The 19,979-nt window shown below is 63.3% G+C and carries 19 protein-coding genes; 5 read left to right on the top strand and 14 right to left on the bottom strand.

Translation table 11 applies throughout. From position 1 onward, the window contains the following. Nucleotides 1-6 precede the first annotated feature (6 nt). Complete coding sequence (locus RGM2987_RS07850; RefSeq protein WP_245139529.1) at nucleotides 7-762, bottom strand: hypothetical protein; 756 nt, start codon at nucleotides 760-762, stop codon at nucleotides 7-9. Nucleotides 763-1,094: 332 nt separating this feature from the next. On the opposite strand from RGM2987_RS07850, the gene RGM2987_RS07845 reads away from it, so the two are divergent. Both RGM2987_RS07845 and RGM2987_RS07840 read left to right on the top strand, forming a co-directional pair. After that, the gene (locus RGM2987_RS07845) at nucleotides 1,095-1,412 is read left to right on the top strand and encodes a hypothetical protein (RefSeq protein ID WP_245139528.1); all 318 of its coding nucleotides are present in this window, start codon (nucleotides 1,095-1,097) and stop codon (nucleotides 1,410-1,412) included. Between the two features lie 108 nt (nucleotides 1,413-1,520). Further along, entirely contained in the window at nucleotides 1,521-2,141 is a 621-nt protein-coding gene (locus RGM2987_RS07840; RefSeq protein ID WP_245139527.1) for a flavin reductase family protein, read from the top strand. Between the two features lie 148 nt (nucleotides 2,142-2,289). Here the strand turns inward: RGM2987_RS07840 and RGM2987_RS07835 are convergent, their stop codons facing one another. Next, entirely contained in the window at nucleotides 2,290-2,523 is a 234-nt protein-coding gene (locus RGM2987_RS07835; protein ID WP_245139526.1) for a hypothetical protein, read from the bottom strand. A gap of 42 nt (nucleotides 2,524-2,565) precedes the next feature. Further along, nucleotides 2,566-2,919, bottom strand: coding sequence for an antibiotic biosynthesis monooxygenase (locus tag RGM2987_RS07830; RefSeq protein WP_245139525.1), 354 nt, complete (start codon nucleotides 2,917-2,919; stop codon nucleotides 2,566-2,568). A 327-nt stretch (nucleotides 2,920-3,246) separates the two neighbouring features. Between RGM2987_RS07830 and RGM2987_RS07825 the strand changes: the two genes are divergently transcribed. Then, nucleotides 3,247-4,176: an AraC family transcriptional regulator gene (locus RGM2987_RS07825; protein ID WP_245139524.1), complete on the top strand. Its 930-nt coding sequence runs from the start codon at nucleotides 3,247-3,249 to the stop codon at nucleotides 4,174-4,176. 153 nt (nucleotides 4,177-4,329) lie between these two features. On the opposite strand, the gene RGM2987_RS07820 is transcribed toward RGM2987_RS07825, so the two are convergent. The 6 genes from RGM2987_RS07820 to RGM2987_RS07795 form a co-directional block, all read right to left on the bottom strand. Next, nucleotides 4,330-5,385: an ABC transporter ATP-binding protein gene (locus RGM2987_RS07820; RefSeq protein WP_245139523.1), complete on the bottom strand. Its 1,056-nt coding sequence runs from the start codon at nucleotides 5,383-5,385 to the stop codon at nucleotides 4,330-4,332. Nucleotides 5,386-5,401: 16 nt separating this feature from the next. Continuing rightward, entirely contained in the window at nucleotides 5,402-6,250 is an 849-nt protein-coding gene (locus RGM2987_RS07815; protein ID WP_245139522.1) for an ABC transporter permease, read from the bottom strand. Further along, the gene (locus RGM2987_RS07810) at nucleotides 6,247-7,155 is read right to left on the bottom strand and encodes an ABC transporter permease (RefSeq protein WP_245139521.1); all 909 of its coding nucleotides are present in this window, start codon (nucleotides 7,153-7,155) and stop codon (nucleotides 6,247-6,249) included. The genes RGM2987_RS07815 and RGM2987_RS07810 overlap by 4 nt, the downstream gene beginning before the upstream one ends. 386 nt (nucleotides 7,156-7,541) lie before the next feature. Next, nucleotides 7,542-8,645 carry an ABC transporter substrate-binding protein gene (locus RGM2987_RS07805; RefSeq protein WP_245139520.1) on the bottom strand — a complete coding sequence of 368 codons (1,104 nt, stop codon included), beginning with the start codon at nucleotides 8,643-8,645 and terminating at the stop codon, nucleotides 7,542-7,544. Nucleotides 8,646-9,020: 375 nt separating this feature from the next. Next, entirely contained in the window at nucleotides 9,021-10,469 is a 1,449-nt protein-coding gene (locus RGM2987_RS07800) for an aldehyde dehydrogenase family protein (protein ID WP_245139519.1), read from the bottom strand. Beyond that, complete coding sequence (locus tag RGM2987_RS07795) at nucleotides 10,466-12,103, bottom strand: 5-guanidino-2-oxopentanoate decarboxylase (protein ID WP_245139518.1); 1,638 nt, start codon at nucleotides 12,101-12,103, stop codon at nucleotides 10,466-10,468. The genes RGM2987_RS07800 and RGM2987_RS07795 overlap by 4 nt, the downstream gene beginning before the upstream one ends. A 159-nt stretch (nucleotides 12,104-12,262) precedes the next feature. On the opposite strand from RGM2987_RS07795, the gene RGM2987_RS07790 reads away from it, so the two are divergent. Further along, nucleotides 12,263-13,144 (top strand): LysR substrate-binding domain-containing protein, encoded by an 882-nt coding sequence (locus RGM2987_RS07790; protein WP_245139517.1) that lies wholly within the window; start codon nucleotides 12,263-12,265, stop codon nucleotides 13,142-13,144. Between the two features lie 186 nt (nucleotides 13,145-13,330). Here the strand turns inward: RGM2987_RS07790 and RGM2987_RS07785 are convergent, their stop codons facing one another. Beyond that, on the bottom strand, nucleotides 13,331-14,350 hold the full coding sequence (locus RGM2987_RS07785) for an alpha/beta hydrolase (protein ID WP_245139516.1): 1,020 nt from the start codon (nucleotides 14,348-14,350) through the stop codon (nucleotides 13,331-13,333). 278 nt (nucleotides 14,351-14,628) lie between these two features. Beyond that, complete coding sequence (gene metE, locus RGM2987_RS07780) at nucleotides 14,629-16,935, bottom strand: 5-methyltetrahydropteroyltriglutamate--homocysteine S-methyltransferase (protein ID WP_245139515.1); 2,307 nt, start codon at nucleotides 16,933-16,935, stop codon at nucleotides 14,629-14,631. A gap of 108 nt (nucleotides 16,936-17,043) precedes the next feature. Between metE and metR the strand changes: the two genes are divergently transcribed. After that, nucleotides 17,044-17,961, top strand: a complete 918-nt coding sequence (gene metR, locus RGM2987_RS07775) for a transcriptional regulator MetR (RefSeq protein ID WP_245139514.1) — start codon at nucleotides 17,044-17,046, stop codon at nucleotides 17,959-17,961. Nucleotides 17,962-18,271: 310 nt separating this feature from the next. Here metR and RGM2987_RS07770 read toward each other — a convergent pair whose 3' ends face one another. From RGM2987_RS07770 to RGM2987_RS07760, 3 genes are read right to left on the bottom strand one after another with little or no spacing between them, the layout of a single operon-like run. After that, entirely contained in the window at nucleotides 18,272-18,769 is a 498-nt protein-coding gene (locus RGM2987_RS07770) for a GNAT family N-acetyltransferase (protein ID WP_245139513.1), read from the bottom strand. Then, a complete protein-coding gene (locus RGM2987_RS07765) occupies nucleotides 18,766-19,404 on the bottom strand; it encodes a LysE family translocator (RefSeq protein ID WP_245139512.1) in 639 nt (212 codons plus the stop codon). The genes RGM2987_RS07770 and RGM2987_RS07765 overlap by 4 nt, the downstream gene beginning before the upstream one ends. Continuing rightward, nucleotides 19,401-19,835: an NUDIX domain-containing protein gene (locus RGM2987_RS07760; protein WP_245139511.1), complete on the bottom strand. Its 435-nt coding sequence runs from the start codon at nucleotides 19,833-19,835 to the stop codon at nucleotides 19,401-19,403. The genes RGM2987_RS07765 and RGM2987_RS07760 overlap by 4 nt, the downstream gene beginning before the upstream one ends. Nucleotides 19,836-19,979: the final 144 nt, after the last annotated feature.

Below are 19,979 nucleotides of genomic sequence, written 5' to 3'. Positions count from 1 at the left end.
CGGTCCTCAAGTCAACTCGGCAGCACCCTGCTTGCCATACCGATTCTGCGCATACGCCGCCCCGGCAATCATCACCACCAGTATCCCCGCCAGCACCGCCGACGAGCCGATGGTGCCGAAATCCAGGCCACCTTTCTCATGGGACTTGGTCATCAAGTCGCCCAGCGTCGCACCCAGGGGGCGGGTCAGGACGAAGGCGATCCAGAACAACAGCACCGACGAGATTCGGGTGAGGTACTTGAGCAGCACGACCACGGCGATCGTCGAGCCGATCAGCAAGGCGCCACCGGCAAAGCCGAGGCCCGAGTCGTCGGCCAGGTAATCCCCCAGCGCGGTGCCCAGGGTGTTGGAAAACAGAATCGCCATCCAATAGAACATCTCGCCACGAAAGGTCTGCACCTTGGTGACGTTGAGCGAATCACCGCTCAGGCGCCAGGCGGCGAAGATCGCCAGCAAAATTGCAATCAGGATCATCGACCCGGTGGCGTAACCCAGTTCGAGGGTGCGGTCCATGAAGTCGGACATGGTGGTACCGGCGGTGCTGGTGGACAGGATCACGATCCAGTACAGCAAAGGCTTGTAGGTCTTGGCCATGAGCTGGGTGACCAGGGTCAGGACGAACACGCTGATCAGGATCAGCGAGCTGATGGCGTAACCCACATTAAGGGTCATCGACAGCAGATCTCCCGCGGTTTCCCCCAGGGTCGTCGCGCAGATTTTCATCACCCAGAAGGCCAGGGTGATTTGAGGCAGTTTATTCATTGGGGAAAACTCCAGTATGGGGCGACGGACTTGGTTAGCCGTGGGCAGACTGGGGCTGCGGGGGTGAAAAACAGGTCGGCAATGTATGAAAAAACTGTCATGACATGCAAAACAGCGATTAATCACCGGTTAATCCCCGCCCCGCACCCTGTGTTCACTTGATCGATGACCTGCGCGACGTTCGCTGCGAATGTGACAGCGTTTAGATGCGTCGCCCTTAATATCAATTTAATCGATCATTACTAGCATTATTTTGAGATTTTCAATCAACTTAATTGGCGTAGCATTCAACCCATGCAAGACACGTCGCCAACAAACCAGGAGTTATGACCATGAAAACCAAACTGATCCTCGCCCTGACGCTCTCCGTACTGGCCGCCAATACCTTCGCTGCCGACGGCTACGACAAGACCGGTTCCGCCTCCTTTGGCTCCACCGCCAGCGCAGCCATCGAACGCAACCACTCCGGTACTTACGCCGCTGACGGCTTCGACAAAACCGGTACCGCCGATGCCATCGCTGCCGACGGCTTCGACAAGACTGGCACCGCTGACGCCATCGCTGCCGACGGCTTCGACAAGACCGGCACCGCCGATGCCATCGCCGCTGACGGCTTTGACAAGACCGGCACCGCCGATGCAATTGGTTGATCATGGGCAATCCTTCCCACACCAGATGTGGGAAGGATCTCTCTCTGGAAATTAAAGGCCCAGCCTTGCACTATTGGCCGCCTACGAATGCCCTTCCAGGATCGCGCAATGTCCGATGACATCCATTTCTACGAACCCGCCAACGGCCACGGCCTCCCTCATGACCCCTTCAATGCCATCGTCGGCCCGCGCCCCATTGGCTGGATCTCTTCGCAGGATGGCGAAGGTCGCCTTAACCTGGCGCCCTACAGCTTCTTCAATGCGTTCAACTACATTCCGCCGATCATTGGTTTTTCCAGTGTCGGGCGCAAAGACAGCTTGAACAACATCGAACAGACCGGCGAGTTCGCCTGGAACCTGGCCACGCGTCCGCTGGCCGAGCAGATGAACCAGAGCTGCGCGATGGTCGCGCCAGAGGTCAACGAGTTTGAACTGGCCGGTTTGACGCCGGCGGCGTCACGGGTGATCCAGGTGCCGCGGGTGGCGCAAAGCCCGGTGTCCTTCGAGTGCAAGGTCACGCAGATCATCCAGTTGCAGCGCGCGGACAAGGCCCTGGTGCCGAGCTGGCTGATCCTCGGCGAAGTGGTCGCCGTGCATATCGCCAAGTGGCTGTTGAAAGACGGGATCTACGATACCGCGGCCGCCGAGCCGATCCTGCGTGGCGGCGGGCCGGCGGATTATTTCCAGTTGGGGCCTGAGGCGTTGTTCAGGATGCATCGTCCTAAATAAGCGATCACTTTCTCCCAAGAAGCAATGCAACCTGTGGCGAGGGAGCTTGCTCCCGCTGGGCTGCGCAGCAGCCCTAATTCAGATGGGCGCTGCGCACCCAAGCGGGAGCAAGCTCCCTCGCCACAAAAGCATTCCCATCAAGGCGGATTTACCAGACCAACCCACCCTCCTCATCGACATCCTTGAGATGGGTCAGCTGCACCGCAGCCGCTTCATCGGCCTTGGCGGCGGTGTCGAAGGATTGCGCTTCAAGCACCTTGTAGAAACGCGGCTTTTCCGAGCCACCGATGGTTTTGGTGGCGATGGCCGCGTAGTAGCCGCCACCCTCCCGGGGCATCAAGGCAGAAACAGCTTCGAAGGGACCAAAAACTCGACGTGCCATGCTTGGGCTTCCTGGCGATGAAAAATGACCGTCATTAAACCTTCAACCGGCCAGTTTGTGTACCGTCGCCAGGCACCCTTCGGTCGCCTGGGCGGCGGACACTTCCCGGAAGGTGTGGAAATCCAGGCTGCTCACCACCAGGTCCTGCACCAGCTCGGCGAAAATCGCCATGGCCGGGGAATTGAAGTAGGCATCCATCGCCGATTGGTGGGTCCAGAGCCCGGACACCAACCACAAATCGGCGTCACATTGCGAATGCTGCAAGGCAAAGTGCAGGCAACCGGGCGCCTGGCGCGAAGGTGCGATCAGCGTGCTCAAGCGCGCCCCCAGCTGCCTGGAGCAACCGGCGCGGGCCCGCACGAAGGCCATGTGACTGACGGGGATCTGTGTAGACATGTTCAACCCTCCCAGGCGATCCGTTGTGCAGCCGGGGACAGGCTGCGACAGGATCAAAGGTTAAGGGTCGCGACGCCAGTTTCGTTAGTCGATTCCTGCCGACCCATTGCCCGATCCTGCGCGTCGACAGGGTACATCCAGGCTCCAAAGCGCAGGAGCGCCGATAGTTGAAACAAAAGGTTTCAAGCAAGTTTCAGCTGCGTTGCGCTGTCATTGCCCGACAAGCCGTGCAGGATCAGGCAAGCTTTCAACAGGATGTGGCTACCGCTGTGGCTTGCACAAACATAAGCTTGCGCCATGGTTACCCTTTCATCCGAGGATTCCGGCATGTCGCCACTTGACCACGCCCACGTCCCGCTGGACACCTATCAGGAACAACAGCGCGTTGAGCTGGCGTCGATCATCGACCGCAACACCACCGACGATGGTAACTACATCACGGCCATCGATTCGCTGAACCTGTCGCGCTACAGCCAGCCACATGATTTCGCCACGGCACTGGCACAACCGGCGCTGTGCATCATGGCCCAGGGGCACAAACAGGTGTGCCTGGCCAATGAAGCATTCAGCTATGACCCGCTCCACTATCTGGTGGTGTCGGTGTCGGTGCCGTTGCGCGGCCGCGTCGCGGATGTCTCGCCCGAACATCCGATCCTGGCCCTGCGCCTGGACATCGACCCGGCGGAAATCACCGCGCTGATCGCCGATGCCGGCCCCCTGGGCGTACCGACCCGCCCCGCCGGCCGCGGCCTGTACGTCGAACGCCTGGACACGCCGATGCTCGACGCGGTACTGCGCCTGGTGCGGCTATTGGACAGCCCGAAAGACATCGCCATGCTCGCGCCGCTGGTGCGTCGGGAGATTCTCTACCGCCTGCTGCGCAGTCCCCAGGGCTATCGGCTGTATGAAATCGCCATTGCCAACAGTCAGAGCCATCGCATCAGCCAGGCGATCAAATGGCTCAACAGCCATTTCGAACAGCCGCTGCGCATCGATGAACTGGCCCGGGAAGTGAACCTCAGCGTCTCGACCCTGCACCACCGCTTCAAGGCCATGACCGCCATGAGCCCGCTGCAATACCAGAAGCAACTGCGTTTGCAGGAGGCCCGGCGGCTGATGCTCGCCGAAGGGCTGGAGGCTTCGGCGGCGGGGTATCGGGTCGGTTATGAAAGCCCTTCGCAGTTCAGCCGGGAGTACAGCCGGTTGTTTGGAGCGCCGCCGTTGCGGGATCTGGCGCGGTTGCGGTTGTCGGTTTGAGCTGGATTTTGGGTTGCCTGGGCTGGCCTCTTCGCGAGCAAGCCCGCTCCCACATGGGATCTTCGGCGAACATGAATTCTCTGTCATCACCGATCAATTGTGGGAGCGGGCTTGCTCGCGAAGAGGCCAGCCCAGCAACCCATCTCTCAAGAATCAGCCCCCCAACACCCGACACGCCTCAGCCGGAATAGTCACCGACACCGCATGCCCGATTCCCAGGTCCATCCCCTGGCAGGGCGTGCTCAGCGCAGTGAACGAGATCCCCGAGCATTGCACGGTGGTCTCGATGGTCGCGCCGATATCACGCACGAACGTCACCTTGCCCAGCAACCGATTACCCGCCGTGGCCTGGGGCGCGGACAGTTGCACGTCTTCGGGGCGTACCAGCAACTTGATCGGCTCGCCGACCGTGTTGCTTTGGCTGGCCGGCACGTGCAGCGCGTCGCCGCCCGGCAGGCCGACGCGCCCGGTGCCCAGGGTGGTCGCCGGGAAAATATTGCCCGAGCCAATGAAGTCGGCGACGAATTCGTTGGCCGGGTGCCGGTAGATCTCGATCGGCGTGCCGACCTGCTGCACCCGATGCTCACCCAGCACTACAACGACGTCGGCCATGGTCATGGCTTCACGCTGGTCGTGGGTGACCACGATGGTGGTGATGTTCAGCCGTTGTTGCAGCTGGCGGATTTCCACTTGCATGGCTTCACGCAACTTGGCGTCCAGGGCTGACAGCGGTTCGTCCAGCAGCAGGATCTTCGGCCGCGCGGCAATCGCCCGGGCAATCGCCACGCGCTGGCGTTGGCCGCCGGACAGTTTCGCCACGGGCCGGTCGATCATCGCCTGAAGCTGGATCAGCTCCAGCAACTCCACCACCCGCGCCTGTTGCCCGGCCTTGCCCACGCCGCGCAGTTTCAGCGGATAGGCGATGTTCTCGCCGACGGTCATGTGGGGGAACAAGGCCAGCGATTGAAAGACCATGCCGAAGTTTCGCAGGTGCGCCGGGGTGTGGCCGATGTCCTCGCCATCCAGGCGGATCTCGCCGCCGCTGAGGCTTTCCAGGCCAGCGATCATGCGCAGCAGCGTGGTCTTGCCACAGCCCGACGGCCCGAGAAAACACACCAGCTTGCCCTCGGGCAAATGCAGGTTCACGTCCTTGACCGCGCAGGCCGAGCCGTAGTGTTTCTCGACGTTTTCCAGTATCAGTCCAGTCATGTCTTTCACCTCGAAATCAAAAGGAAACGCCGCCCTCGCCCACCAGTTTCTCCAGCGCCCAGATCAGCACGAAGTCGATCAGCACGATGAGTACGGCAAACGAAAAAACGGTGGGGTCCAGCGATGACACAGTGCGGCTGTACATCCAGATCGGCACGGTCATGACATCGATGGTGTAGAGGAAATAGGTCACGGTGAATTCGTTGAACGACACGATGAACGCCAGCAGCATTCCGGCGAGGATCCCGGATTTCATCAGCGGCACCACCACATCGACGATGGCCCGCCGCGGCGTCGCACCGAGCATCCGTGCGGCTTCCTCGACTTCGCTGCCGATGCCCAGCATGGCGGCGGTGCAGTTCTTCACCACAAACGGCAGCGCGAGGATGACGTGGGCAATCACCAGCCGCGAGGTGGTCATCTGGAACGGCAGGCTGTCGAACACCAGCAGCAGCGCCAGGCCCAGCACGACCATGGGGAACACCAGCGGCAGCGACATCAGTTGCAGCGCGACGGCCTTGCCACGGAACTCGCATCGGGTCAGGGCGTAGGCCGCCGGCACCGCGATCAGCGTGGCGAAAATCATGGTCAGGCAGGCCACCAGAAGGCTGGTGCCCATGGCCTGGCCCAGGCTCAGCACGTCACTGGCATCAGGCGAGACAAAGGTGTGCCAGGCCGCCCGATACCATTGCAGGCTGTAACTGCTGGGGGGGAAATCCAGGTTCGCCGCGCCGCTGAAGGACATGACGATCATGGTCAGGATCGGCAGCACCGCCAGCAACAGGATGAAACCCGACAGCAGTCCCGCCAACCGGCCGGTTTCACCGGGCAGCAGCGACTGGCGTTTTTTACTCAGCGCGCTCATTGAGAAGCCTCCAGCATCCGCCGACGGCGGCCGGTGAAATATTCCGACAGGCTCATGATCAGCAGCGTGGTGACAATCAACACCACCCCGGCAGCGGACGCGGCCGGCCAGTTCATCAGCGGGGCGATCTGGTCGTGGACCATCACCGCCAGCATCGGCACCCGTCGACCGCCCAACAGCAAGGGCACGACAAAGCTGCTGGCGTTGTAGGCGAACACCAGCGTCGCGCCGGTGATGATGCCCGGCAGGCTCATCGGCAGCACCACTTGGCGAAACACCTGGAAGCGGCTGGCGCCCAGGGTCGCGGCGGCCTCTTCATAATTGCGGGCAACGCCGCGCATGGCGCTGGCGATGGGCAACACGGCCAGGGGGAACGCGGTCTGGACCAGGCCCATCAACACGCCGTTCTGGTTGTACAGCAACATGATCGGGCGCTTGATCAGACCCAGCCCCATCAACGCCTGGTTGAGCATGCCGGCAGGCCCCAGGATCACCAGCCAGCCATAGCTTTGCAGCAGCAGGTTGACCAACAACGGCAACAGCACCGCCGCCAGGAAAATGCGCCGCAACAACGGCGAGGACAGGCGCGACATGGTGTAGGCCACGGGAATCGCCAGCAGGACCGCGATCACGGCGCTGATCAGTGCCAGGCGCAGGGTCAGCAGCAGGGACTTGAGGTAGTACGGTTCCAGCAACTGCCCATAGCTGGCCAGGCTGAATCCACTCCACTCCGCGCCCTTGGTGCCGACGCTCATGCGCAGCACCAACAGGCTGGCGGCGACCAGCACACCGAGAAACAGCATGGACGGCGACAGGAAAAACCATGCCCGCGTCGTGGGCGAAATACTCCGGCTCGAACGTATCGGCGCAACGCTCTGCGGATGGGTTAACGGTTGGTGTTCCATGGCAAGGTCTCGTCAGTGGAAAACGACAGAACAAACACAATCTCAAAACAACCCAATTCCCTGTGGGAGCGAGCCTGCTCGCGAAGGCGGCGGCACTGGCAACATCTCCCTCACTGAACCACCGCTTTCGCGAGCAAGCCCGCTCCCACACTTGGATCTTCGGGTGGTCGCTAACTCCATGCACGTCCCCAATCCCACATTTGGATCTCCGGTGGCCGCGAAACCCATGCACACCCACCATCCCCTGTGGGAGCGGGCTTGCCCGCGAATACGGCGGCACAGGCAACATCTCCATCACTGAACCACCGCTTTCGCGAGCAAGCCCGCTCCCACATTTGGATCTTCGGTGGCTGCAATATCCCAGTACACCCACAGGCGCTTTTGACTCAGGACGAGAAGATCTCCGTATACCGGCGAATCCACTGGTCGTGCACCGTCGCCAGGAAGGCGTTGTCGTGCATGATCGCTTTGTCGGCGATTTGCTCCGGGGTGAGGATGTAGGGGCTCTTGCGCGCTTCGCTGGAGATGATGGCCTTGGCGTTGACCGGGCCGTTGAAGATGTCTTCGGCCATCTTGCCCTGCACCAGCGGGTCGAGGGAGTGGTCGATGAAGGCGTAGGCCAGGTCGGTGTCGCCCGGGCGGTTTTTCGGCATGACCGAGAGCATCAGGTCGGTGTAGAAACCTTCCTTCATGCCAAACGTCGCCCCCAGCCCATAGGCCGGGTCGCGGATCTGCTTGGGGAAAAACGCCGGTGCATACAACCCGCCCATGTCCAGGGAGCCGGTGCGGAACAGTTCGGCGATCTGGTTCGGGTTTTCCCCCAGGGTCACCACCCGGTCCTTGAGCTCGGCGAGTTTCTTGAAGCCCGGTTCGATGTTGTGCTCGTCACCGCCGGCCAGCTTGGCGGCGATGATGATCAGGTCCATGGCCTCGGTCCAGTTCGGCGGTGGCAGGAAGATATTCGGGGCCAGGTCCGCGTCCCAGAGCGCGGCGTAACTGTCCGGCGCCTGCTTCATGGTGCGGGTGCTGTAGACCAGGCTGTTGCACCACAGCAGGTAGCCGATGCCATGGCCGCCGGCACCGGTGCGGTATTGCGCCGGCACGTCCGCCAGGTTGGGGATGCGATTGAGGTCGGGCTTTTCCAGCAGCCCGGCCGCGGCCAGGCCCTCGGCGCCAACGCCGGCCAGGGTGATGATGTCGTACTGCGGCCGGTCGCCGCCGGCCTTGAGCTTGGCGACCATTTCCGAAGTACTGCCGGTGCGGTCGGCGACCACCTTGGCGCCGGTCTTGGCCTCGAAGGTCGCGGCGATGTTGCGCAGCGCCGCCAGTCCGGTGTCGTCGGACCAGGTCAGCAAACGCAGGGTCTTGCCGACGAACCGCGTATCGCTGGCCCGGGCGCTGATGAATGGCACGCTCATGGCGGCCGCCGCGACCGAGACCACGCTGGCGGTCTTGATGAATTGACGTCTGTTCAGATCATGCTTGCCCATGGAAGACTCCCTTTGTTCTTTTAGTGGCTTGTGTGGTTAATTCGGGTACTCAAATTCGAGTGCCAGGGCTTGCTAGGCAAGGCGCCATGACGAGTCGTAGCCCGCTACGGCGAGGAATGGCAACGCAGCCTGGCAAGTCCTGGCGCCGAAGTTGAGTGCTCGAATTAGCCACACAGGCCACTCAGTATGAGGTGGCTGAAACCGCTGCGCCCGTACCGTCCAACGCCGACCAAAGCCCCGTATTGCAAGGGCTTTGTCGCTGTCGAAGGCCATCCTGGGGTTGTGCAAAATCCCTGACTATCGATAAAAACTCATTGAAGCCATGTTCCTGGCGCATGCCTTTTTTCGAGGCATGCGTGGCCCGATAACGAACCGTCAGACGGCCCGGATCACATGCTTGATTTCCTGGAACGCCGCCAATCCCCACGGCCCCAACTCGCGGCCCAGGCTGCTCTGCTTGTAGCCGCCCCACGCCGCCTGGGGAAAAATCACCTGGGGCGCGTTGATCCACACCAGCCCGGCCTGCAAAGCGTTGGCCACCTGCCCGGCGGCCTCGACATCCCGACTGACTACGCTGGCTACCAGGCCAAAGCGGCTGTCGTTGGCAAGCGCAATGGCCTGCTCGACGCCGCTGAAACGGCGCACGCACAGCACCGGCCCAAAGATCTCCTCGCACCACAACGCACTGTCCAGGGGCACGTCGGTGAAGATCGTCGGCTGAAGAAAAAAACCGCGTGGCAGATGCGCCGGGCGCTGACCGCCGCACACCAGCGTCGCCCCGGCGCTCAAGCCACGGTCGATGTGCCCCAGCACCCGCTGGTACTGCGCTTGATTGACCAGCGCGCCCATCTCCACGTCCGGGTCGAACGGATCGGCCACCCGAACCGCCTCGGCGCGAGCCTTGAGCCGTTGCAGGAATTCATCGGCCACCTCCTCGGCCACCAACACCCGGCTGGTGGCTGAACACATCTGCCCGGCATTGAAGAAACCGCCGCCACAGGCCAGCTCCACCGCCAGCTCCAAGTCGGCGTCGGCCAGCACCAGCAGCGACGATTTACCGCCCAGTTCCAGGCTCACGCCCTTCACCGTCTCCGCTGCCCGTTGCATCACTTGCACGCCCACCGCGTTGCTGCCGGTGAAGGAAATCTTCGCCACCCGCGAATCCGCCGCCAACGGAGCACCGACCGCCAGGCCCGTGCCGCATACCAGGTTGAACACCCCACCGGGCAAGCCGCAACCGGCGATGATCGAGGCCAGTTCCAGCTCAGGCAGCGGTGTGACTTCCGAGGGCTTGAGCACCACGCAGCAGCCGGCGGCCAGGGCCGGGGCGAGTTTCCAGGCGGTGGTGACCATCGGGAAATTCCACGGCACGATCAACCCCACCACCCCGCACGGCTCGCGGCGCAGACGGGCGCTGAAATCATCGCTGGGCAAGGCCAGCGCACTGTCTTGCCGGGCGTCCAGGCCTTCGGCCAGTTCGGCGTAATACTCGAAGGTGGCGATCACGTCGTCGACATCGATGGCCGCTTCGAACAGCGGCTTGCCGTTGTTGCTCGATTGCAAGTGCATCAGCCGCTCACGTGCGGCGCGCACGCCGTCGGCAATGCGCCGCAGGATCGCGCCGCGCTCGGCGCCGCGGGTGTTCGACCATGGGCCGAAGGCCTGGGTCGCAGCATCCAGGGCCCGGTCGACAGCGTGCTCGTCGCCGCCATAAACCGTGGTCAACAGCGCCTCGGTCGCAGGATTGATCACCCGCAAAGGTTGCTCGCCGGCCAGCCATTGCCCGTTGATGTACAGGCCGTCCTGGGTCGTGGGAAAGGTCATTTCGAGGCCTCCAGCATCCACCGCGCCTGGTCGATTTCAATCAGGGTCGGGCCTTGTCGGTCGCTGGCCGCGAGCAAGGCGTTGCGCAGCGATTGCACCCCGTCGATGGCTTCGGCGGCACAGCCCAACGCCTTGGCGACCCCGATGAAATCCGGGGTGTAGATGTCTACGCCCACCGGCTCAATGGCGCGGTTGACCATGTACTTCTTGATCTCTTCGTAGCCCTGGTTATTCCACAACAGCACGATCACCGGGGTGCGTGCTTCCACTGCACAGGCCAGTTCCGGCAGGGTGAACTGCAAGCCGCCATCACCGATCAGGCACACCACCGGCGGGCGCCCGTGCCCCAGGTCCCTGCCCCCCAGCCACGCGCCGATGGCCGCCGGCAACGCATAGCCGAGGGTGCCGTAGCCGGTGGACGAGTTGAACCAGCGCCGCGGCTGTTCCGGGTTGAACGTCAGGTTGCCGGTGTACACCGGTTGGGTCGAGTCGCCAACGAAGACCGCCTCGGGCAGCGTCTGCAGGACCGTCTCGAGAAACAGCTGCTGGGCACGGGTCGGCGCGTCCCAACTGCGCTCAAGCTCGGCGCGCAGCCGGGCGACACGCGCCGGGCCCCAGTCGCTGCGCCGCTCGGTCAGGGACTGGCGGTCCAACCCGGCAAGCAAGGCCTGGGCGGCGTTGCGTGCATCACTCACCAGTGCCTGGTGCGGCGGATAGTTGCGCACGGTCTGGTCCGGGTCGATGTCGATGCGCAGCAGCGCACCGGGGATCTCGAAGCCGCCGGCGAAGGTGACGTCGTAATCGGTCTCGGCCAGCTCGGTGCCGATGGCCAGTACCACATCCGCCTCGGCCACCAGGGCGCGGGTGGCGACCAGGCTCTGGGTCGAGCCGATCAACAATGGATGACGCGAAGGCAACAGACCCTTGGCGTTGATGGTCAATGCCACTGGCGCGCCGAGGCGTTCGGCCAGTTCGGTCAGTTCGGCGGCCGCATCGATGGCGCCACCACCGGCCAGGATCAACGGTCGCCTGGCCGTCGCCAGCAGGCCCGCCATTTGCGCGGCTGCATCCGGCGCGGCCCCGGCTCGATTGATCGCTACCGGTGTGCTGGCGAGCAAGGCATCGGCGTCTTCCACCAGGACGTCCAACGGAATTTCGATGTGCACCGGCCGCGCCCGCCCGGCCTGAAACAAAGCGAAGGCCCGGGCCAGCACGCCGGGCAGTTCGGCGGCGGACATCAGCGTGTGGGAAAACGCCGCGACCCCACCGACCAGCGCCCCTTGGTTCGGCAGTTCATGCAGCTTGCCGCGCCCCCCCCCCAGTTGGCTGCGCGACTGCACGCTGGAGATCACCAGCATCGGGATCGAATCGGCGTAGGCCTGGCCCATGGCGGTGGTGATGTTGGTCATGCCGGGGCCGGTGATGATGAAACATACGCCAGGCTTGCCGCTGACCCGGGCGTAGCCGTCGGCCATGAAGCCGGCGCCCTGCTCATGCCGTGGCGTTACATGGCGGATGCTTGAGCGGGCCAGCCCGCGGTACAACTCGACGGTGTGCACGCCGGGGATGCCGAACACCTGCTCCACGCCGTAGCCTTCGAGTAACTTGACCAACACTTCGCCACACGTTGCCATTGCCACTGCCCTTTTTCTTGTCTCGGACCAGGCCCCGGGCAACCCGCCGGGGACCGTTTTTGTCGTTGGGAATGGCGTTATTGGAACGGTCCGGCCGTAGCGGCAACAATGGATAAAAAGTCATACTAGCCATGTCCTCAGGTCATGGCTTGGATCCAAATGAAGCGACTTCCTCCGCTTGCAACGCTGCACACGTTCCTGATCACGGCCCAGTGCTGCAACTTCACCCGGGCGGCCGAACAGCTGTGCATCACCCAGGGTGCGGTGAGCCGACAGATCGCCGGGCTGGAGGATCATCTGGGTTATGCGCTGTTCCAACGTCAGGCGCGGGGCTTGAGCCTGACCGCCGAAGGCCAGGCCTGGCTGCCCAGGATCCAGCAGGTGTTCGGCCTGATTGACGAGGCGGTCGAGCAGATCGGCGAGAAACGCCAGACGTTGCAACTCAAGGCCCCGACCTGCGTGATGCGCTGGCTGCTGCCGCGCCTGTTGCAATGGCAGAAGGAACGCCCGGACGTACCGGTGGAACTGACCACCACGGTCAGGCACGGCGTGGATTTCCAGCGCGAAGCCTTCGACGCTGCGGTGGTCTATGGCCCGCCACCGGACGCTTCCCTGGCCTGCCTGCATCTGTTCGATGAGCAACTGACGCCGGTCTGCTCGCGGCCGATCCTGGAAGGGGCGGTGCCGCTGCATGAACCCGCCGACCTGCAACAACACTTGCTGTTGCACCCCACCCGTGACGAGCGCGACTGGAAGGCCTGGCTGAAGGCAGCCGATGTGCACTTGAGCAATGTCAGCAAGGGCCAGCATTTCGAAACCCTGGACCTGGCGATGTCCATGGCTTCCCAAGGCACGGGCGTGGCAATTGGCGACTGGTCGCTGATCGGCGATGACTTGAGCGCCGGCCGGCTGGTGATGCCGTTCGAACTGAAGGTCAAGACCGGGCTGGGTTATCACCTGGTGTACCCGCGCAAACCCCAGGTGTCAGGGCCGTTGCAGGAGTTGATGGGGTGGTTGGTGGAGCAGGCGCGGGTGCGGTAGAACCCGTTTAGTCAGGGGCACGGAGACCCCTGTGGCGGGGGAGCTTGCTCCCGCTGGACCGGTCCGCGTTCGGGCGCAGCAGACCCATTTTTGTGGGCGCTTCGCACCCAAGCGGGAGCAAGCTCCCTCGCCACAGTGGTTCGGTGTCGGCCTCAGGTGGGTCATTGCCAGCCTTAGATGCCTGTATCAGAGCAGATTCGGCGCCTGCACCGGTTCGATCTGCGCCCAGTGCGAGGTGTCCTCGCGGTGCTGTTGCAGGTACGGCAACACCGCCGCCAGCAGCGGCGCCTTGAACGCTTCCTGGAAACGATGGGCCAGGCCCGGGATCAGTTTCAATTGGCTGCCCTGGATATGCGCCGCCAGGTGCACGCCGTGCATCACCGGCAGCAACGGGTCGGCGGTGCCGTGTACGACCAGGGTCGGCACCCGCAGTTGATTGAGCAGCGCCACCCGGCTTGGCTCGGCGAGGATTGCCATGATCTGGCGCTTCACGCCTTCGGGGCTGAACGCCCGGTCATAGGCCACGGCGGCCTGATGCAGCAAGGCCTGACGGTCATCGACCACCAGCGGGCTGCCCAACGCCGCCAGCAGGTCGGCCTGTTGCTCAAGGGCCACTTCACGATTCGGCGCACTACGCCGTGACAGCAACTGCACCAGCGCAGCACTCGGCGCCGGCAGGCCCTCGGCACCGGAGCTGGTCATGATCAGCGTCAGGCTCTCGACCCGCTGCGGCGCCATCGCCGCCATGTGCTGGGCGATCATCCCGCCCATGCTCACCCCCAGCACGTGAAAGCTCTGCACCTGCAAGGCGTCCATCAACCCGAGCCCGTCGTCGGCCATGTCAGTCAAGGTATAGGGCGCGGCCACCGGTAAACCAAGTTTGTAGCGCAGGGCTTCGAAAGTCAGGTTGGCGCTGCCGGGCGCCTGGCGCCAGGTGGACAGGCCGACATCGCGGTTGTCGTAGCGAATCACCCGGAAACCCTGTTCGCACAGGGCCATCACCACTTCATCCGGCCAATGGATCAACTGCCCGCCCAGGCCCATCACCAGCAGCAAGGCCGGATCCGAGGCACGACCCACGCTCTGGTACGTCAGGCTCACCTGATCCAGATCGACCCGTTGGGCCGGGACATTGACATCACAACGAGACGCCGCAAAAGACGGCAGGCCGCAAAACAATACGGCCAGGAAAATGAATACACGCATGAACAAACACCGAAACGCAGAACCCCAGTAGAGCGCGAGTCTGATGAAATTTGTTCAAGCGCGCTGCCACAGTTGCGTGACAGTTTGATGAAGATTGCCGAGTGGTGATCTAAAGCCATGTGGGCACCCTGTGGCGAGGGAGCTTGCTCCCGCTGGAGTGCGAAGCACTCCCAACAATTTTCAGCCCGTACACAGGGTAAAGACCTGAAATTTTGGGTCTGCTGCGCAGCCCAGCGGGAGCAAGCTCCCTCGCCACGGCGTTCGCGGCGGTCTTTAGATCAGGCCAGCTGGCTACGCAACTGCCGCGCCGCCGCGACCATGTTCACCAAGGCTGCTTCAGTCTCGGGCCAGGCGCGGGTCTTGAGCCCGCAGTCGGGGTTGATCCACAGGCGCTCGGCGGGAATTCGCTGCACCGCCTTGCTCATCAACGCGACCATCTCGGCGGTGTCCGGCACCCGGGGCGAGTGGATGTCATAGACGCCCGGGCCGATGTCATTGGGGTACTCGAAGGCTTCGAAAGCGTCCAGCAGCTCCATGTCCGAGCGCGAGGTCTCGATGGTGATGACGTCGGCGTCCATGGCGGCAATGGCCAGGATCACATCATTGAACTCGCTGTAGCACATGTGGGTGTGGATCTGGGTTTCGTCACGCACGCCCGAGGCGCTCAGGCGGAACGCCTCCACGGCCCAGCCCAGATATTCCTGCCACTGGGCGCGACGCAGTGGCAGCCCTTCGCGAAACGCCGCTTCGTCGATCTGCACGATCCTGATGCCGGCTTCTTCCAGGTCCAGCACTTCGTCCCGTAGCGCCAGGGCCAGTTGTTGGGCCTGGACCCGGCGCGACACATCCTCGCGAGGGAACGACCACATCAGCATGGTCACCGGACCGGTGAGCATGCCTTTCATGACTTTGTCAGTCAGGCCCTGGGCGTAGCGGATCCAGTCGACCGTCATGGCGCCGGGGCGACTGATGTCGCCGTAGATGATCGCCGGTTTCACGCAGCGCGAACCGTAGCTCTGCACCCAACCGAAACGGGTAAAGGCGTAGCCGTCCAGTTGCTCGGCGAAGTACTCCACCATGTCGTTGCGCTCGGCTTCACCGTGCACCAGAACGTCCAGGCCCAGGCGTTCCTGGATTTCTACGGCATGGCGGATTTCGCTGTGCATGGCGTCCTGGTAGTCATTGGCCGACAGCTTGCCGTGCTTGTGGGCCTGACGCGCCAGACGAATCGCCGGGGTCTGCGGGAAAGAACCGATGCTGGTGGTGGGAAATGCCGGCAGTTTCAATTGGGCGCGCTGGCGTTCGATGCGTTCTGCAAATGGTGAGCGCCGCTGGCTGTCCTGCGGCGTGATCGCCGCCAGCCGGGCCTGGACCTCGGGTTTGTGAATGCGCCCAGAGGCAGCACGGCTGGCCTGCACCTCTCGGCTGGCGGCCAGGGCCTGTTGCACGCCGGGGGCCTGCGGATCGTTCAGCGCATCGCGCAACACCGCCACTTCGCCGCACTTCTGCACGGCGAAGGCCAGCCAGTTCTTGAGTTCGGGATCGAGGCGGTCTTCACGCTCCAGGTCCACCGGGCTGTGCAGCAGCGAGCAAGAAGTGCTGACCCAGAGGTTGTCGCCAAAGCGCTCCTGGGCCGGTTGCAACTGCGCCAGCGCCTGTTCCAGTTCGCAGCGCCAGACGTTGCGACCATTGACCAGGCCCACCGACAGGATCTTGTAGGTGGGCAGTCGATCCAGCACCTGGCCCAGTTGCTCCGGGTCGCGCACCGCGTCGATGTGCAAACCGTCCACCGGCAGGCTCACCGCCAGGCCGAGGTTGTCTTGCAGGCCACTGAAATAGGTCGCCACGAGTTTTTTCAACGGCGAGTACTGGAGGATGTGATAAGCCCGTTCGAAGGCACTTCTCCAGGCCAGTGGCAGGTCGAGGGTAAGGATCGGCTCGTCGATCTGCACCCACTCAACCCCTTGGGCCTTGAGGCGATTGAGGATTTCACCGTAGACCGGCAGCAGGCGTTCCAGCAGGTCGAGCCGGTCAAACTCGGCGCCCTTGGCCTTGCCCAGCCACAGGTAGGTCAGCGGGCCGATGATCACCGGTTTGACCCGATGCCCCAAGGCGTGGGCCTCGTCCACTTCGTCGAACAATTGCTCCCAGTTCAGGGCAAAGGTCTGATCGATGGAAAATTCCGGGACCAGGTAGTGGTAGTTGGTGTCGAACCACTTGGTCAGTTCCTGAGCATGCTGCCCGTGATCGGCGTTGCAGCAACTGGCCGTGGCGCCACGGGCCATGGCGAACAGGGTGTCGAGGGTCGGCCGGTCCTGGTCATTCAAGGTGTCGTGGAAACGCGGTGGAATGACGCCCAAGGCCAGGGTGTGGCTGAGCACCTGGTCGTACCAGGCGAAGTCACCGACCGGCAGCAGGTCGATGCCGGCGTCCTTCTGCAATTGCCAGTGGCGGGCCCGCAGCTCGCGCCCCACCGTTTGCAGTTCGGCCTGGGCCAGATCGCCCTTCCAGTAGGCTTCGAGGGCTTTTTTCAGTTCGCGGTCAGCGCCGATGCGTGGAAAACCGAGGGTGTGGGCCAGGGCCATGGTGGGCGTCCTCCTGTAAAAGATGACGCCATTGTCGACAGTCGGACCTACATGAGACAAACTCAACCTTTTCGTGTTGATCACAAGTTTTACTCATGGAGCCACCCGGTGCTTGAACTCCGTCACCTCAAGACCCTGCATGCGCTGCGCGAAGCCGATAGCCTGGTGGAAGCCGCCGAACGCCTGCACCTGACCCAATCCGCCCTGTCCCATCAGTTCAAGGAACTGGAAGAGCGCTTGGGGATGCCGTTGTTCGTGCGCAAGACCAAACCGGTGCGCTTCACCAGCGCCGGCCTGCGCCTGCTGCAACTGGCCGATGCCACCCTGCCGCTGTTGCGCGGCGCCGAGCGGGATATCGCCCGGTTGGCCGGCGGCACCGCCGGACGTTTGCACATGGCAATCGAGTGCCACAGCTGCTTTCAGTGGTTGATGCCCACCATCGACCAGTTCCGCGATGCCTGGCCGGAGGTCGAACTGGACCTGGCCTCGGGCTTCGCCTTCGCCCCGCTGCCGGCCCTGGCCCGAGGCGACCTGGACCTGGTGGTAACCTCCGATCCGCTGGAACTGGCTGGCATCACGTATGTGCCGCTGTTCACCTACGAAGCGATGCTCGCCGTCGCCAACCAGCATCGGTTGGCAGGCAAGCCGTACATCGTGCCGGAAGACCTGGTCAGCGAAACCCTGATCACCTACCCGGTGGAGCGCGACCGGCTGGACATCTTCACCCGGTTCCTGGAACCGGCCGACATCGAGCCGGCCCAGGTGCGCACCTCAGAACTGACGGTGATGATGATGCAATTGGTCGCCAGCGGCCGTGGCGTCTGTGGCATGCCCCACTGGGCACTGCATGAATACAGCTCGCGGGGGTACGTGAAGGCCAAGCGGCTGGGGGAGAAGGGCCTGTTTGCCACGCTGTACGCGGCGGTCCGCACCGACATGCTCGATGCGCCCTACATGCGCGACTTTCTGCTGACAGCCAAGGACACTTCGTTTTCAACGCTGGATGGGGTCAGTGCCGTGCGGTGAGACCGCGTCGCGCCCCATCGCGAGCAAGCCCGCTCCCACAAGGGGTCGCGGGTGTACTCAGAATCTGAGCCCACCATACAGCCAACTGTGGGAGCTGCGGCGAAGCCAGATTCTGTGAGCAGCATCAATCCCTGTGGGAGCGGGCTTGCTCGCGAAAGCGGTGGGTCAATCACTCTGATGGCGACTGGCTCGGCCTCTTCGCGAGCAAGCCCGCTCCCACATTGGATCTGCGGCAGAAGCAATATTCTGTGGCCAGCATCGCCCACTGTGGGGGCGAGCCTGCTCCGGGCGGCGATCCGACGATGAGGCCCTAGAGCTCCAGCCACATAAGTATCTTGTCGAAGTATTCATCCCCCACGCGGATCGCCTGGGGTTCGAGGCCGTACAGGGCGAAGCCGCAGCGCTGGTAGAGCTTGATCGCCGGGTCGTTGCCGGCGGTGACGGTCAGTTGCACCAGTCGCAGGAAGGCATGGCGGCGGGCTTCGGCAAGGGCAGTTTCCAGCAGTTGCTGGCCGAGCCCGCGCTGGCGATGGTGCTCGCTGACGTACATGCCGAACAGCAGCGCCTTGTGCCGGGCCTTTTCCCGAGGTTCCAGGGCCAGGCCGACGATACCCACCAATTCATCCCCGACGAACGCCCCGAGCAGCACGTCGAGCCGGCTGGTCAGGCGCGATTCCCACCAGTTGATCGGCAGCGCCGCCCGTTCGCTGACGCTGGAGGTGAAGGCCTGTGGATGCAGCGCGTACGCCTCAAGCATCAATTCGCGATACGCCGCAGCATCACCCGCCCGCAACCGCCGGATGCTCACGCCGCCCGCCGCTGCTCAAGCATCAGTCGCAACGCCAGCGCCCCCAGGACAAAGCCCATGAAGTAGCGCTGCGCCGCCAGCCACGTCGGGTTGTGGACGAACCACGAAGCGATGCCGGCGGCGAACAGCGCAATCAGCAGGTTGACGCTGAAACTGACGCTGATCTGGGTCAGCCCGAGGATAAGGCTCTGGGTAAACAGCGAACCGTGTTCCGGGCTGATGAACTGCGGGAACACCGACAGGTAAAACACCGCGATCTTCGGATTCAGGGCACTGGTGAGAAACCCCATGGTGATCAATTTGCGCGTCGAGTCCGCGGGCAACTGCCGGGCTTCGAACGGCGAGCGTGCGCCCGGCTTCACGGCCTGCCAGGCCAGCCACAGCAGGTACAGCGCACCGGCCCATTTCAACACTTCATAAGCCGTGGGCACCGCCAGGAACACTGCCGTCAACCCGGCGGCCGCAGCGAACATGTGCACGAAGAAGCCCGCCACCACTCCCAACAAGGATGTGACCCCGGCCTTGCGGCCCTGGCAGATCGAACGGGAGATCAGGTAGATCATGTTCGGGCCGGGCGTGAGCACCATCAGCAACGCGGCGGCGGCGAAAACCAGCAGGTCCGGCAGTGGAATCATGGGCAGCAGTCCTTGAGCCTTGAATCGCGACAGGTGGCTCGATAAAACGGCAGGATCACCTCGCCTGTCAACGGCGCCAGGAACAGATCGCCGTCACCGGCCGGGTCGATCCAGCGGACTTCTTCGATTTCAGCGGCGGGCGACACCGCGCCGTCGACCGTGACCAGGAACACCTCGGCCTGCACGACGAACCCTGGCTCGTTGGCGGCGGGTGCGCTGAATGTCCCCAGATAACGGGCCTGCGCCGGCTCGATCAGCAGCCCAAGCTCCTCTTCCAGTTCACGGACCAGGGCCTGTAGCGGTCGTTCATCAGGCTCGATCTTGCCCCCCGGCTGCATGAAGGCCCGGGTGCCGCGCTTGCGCACCAGCAGGGTCCGACCGTCCGGCCCGATCAGCAGGGCGGCGGCGATGCGGATGAGGGAATCGGTCATGAGGTGATCTGCCTTGGTGGGAAAAGGCTTGGCAGATTACAGATCGGAGCGGTTGGAGCAAAGCTTCAAGACCCGCACATCCCTTTGTGGGAGCGGGCTTGCTCGCGAAGGCGACGTGTCAGTTAATGATGTATTCCCTGACAC

It is taken from the genome of Pseudomonas sp. RGM2987, from assembly GCF_022952855.1.
Taxonomy (GTDB): Bacteria; Pseudomonadota; Gammaproteobacteria; order Pseudomonadales; family Pseudomonadaceae; genus Aquipseudomonas.
This window is presented reverse-complemented; position numbering and strand designations above follow the sequence as displayed.

Coding starts and splice junctions, on each gene's coding strand:
- RGM2987_RS07850 (WP_245139529.1), bottom strand. CDS start 762: ATGAATAAACTGCCTCAAATCACCCTGGCCTTCTGGGTGATGAAAATC.
- RGM2987_RS07845 (WP_245139528.1), top strand. CDS start 1,095: ATGAAAACCAAACTGATCCTCGCCCTGACGCTCTCCGTACTGGCCGCC.
- RGM2987_RS07840 (WP_245139527.1), top strand. CDS start 1,521: ATGTCCGATGACATCCATTTCTACGAACCCGCCAACGGCCACGGCCTC.
- RGM2987_RS07835 (WP_245139526.1), bottom strand. CDS start 2,523: ATGGCACGTCGAGTTTTTGGTCCCTTCGAAGCTGTTTCTGCCTTGATG.
- RGM2987_RS07830 (WP_245139525.1), bottom strand. CDS start 2,919: ATGTCTACACAGATCCCCGTCAGTCACATGGCCTTCGTGCGGGCCCGC.
- RGM2987_RS07825 (WP_245139524.1), top strand. CDS start 3,247: ATGTCGCCACTTGACCACGCCCACGTCCCGCTGGACACCTATCAGGAA.
- RGM2987_RS07820 (WP_245139523.1), bottom strand. CDS start 5,385: ATGACTGGACTGATACTGGAAAACGTCGAGAAACACTACGGCTCGGCC.
- RGM2987_RS07815 (WP_245139522.1), bottom strand. CDS start 6,250: ATGAGCGCGCTGAGTAAAAAACGCCAGTCGCTGCTGCCCGGTGAAACC.
- RGM2987_RS07810 (WP_245139521.1), bottom strand. CDS start 7,155: ATGGAACACCAACCGTTAACCCATCCGCAGAGCGTTGCGCCGATACGT.
- RGM2987_RS07805 (WP_245139520.1), bottom strand. CDS start 8,645: ATGGGCAAGCATGATCTGAACAGACGTCAATTCATCAAGACCGCCAGC.
- RGM2987_RS07800 (WP_245139519.1), bottom strand. CDS start 10,469: ATGACCTTTCCCACGACCCAGGACGGCCTGTACATCAACGGGCAATGG.
- RGM2987_RS07795 (WP_245139518.1), bottom strand. CDS start 12,103: ATGGCAACGTGTGGCGAAGTGTTGGTCAAGTTACTCGAAGGCTACGGC.
- RGM2987_RS07790 (WP_245139517.1), top strand. CDS start 12,263: ATGAAGCGACTTCCTCCGCTTGCAACGCTGCACACGTTCCTGATCACG.
- RGM2987_RS07785 (WP_245139516.1), bottom strand. CDS start 14,350: ATGCGTGTATTCATTTTCCTGGCCGTATTGTTTTGCGGCCTGCCGTCT.
- metE (WP_245139515.1), bottom strand. CDS start 16,935: ATGGCCCTGGCCCACACCCTCGGTTTTCCACGCATCGGCGCTGACCGC.
- RGM2987_RS07765 (WP_245139512.1), bottom strand. CDS start 19,404: ATGATTCCACTGCCGGACCTGCTGGTTTTCGCCGCCGCCGCGTTGCTG.
- RGM2987_RS07760 (WP_245139511.1), bottom strand. CDS start 19,835: ATGACCGATTCCCTCATCCGCATCGCCGCCGCCCTGCTGATCGGGCCG.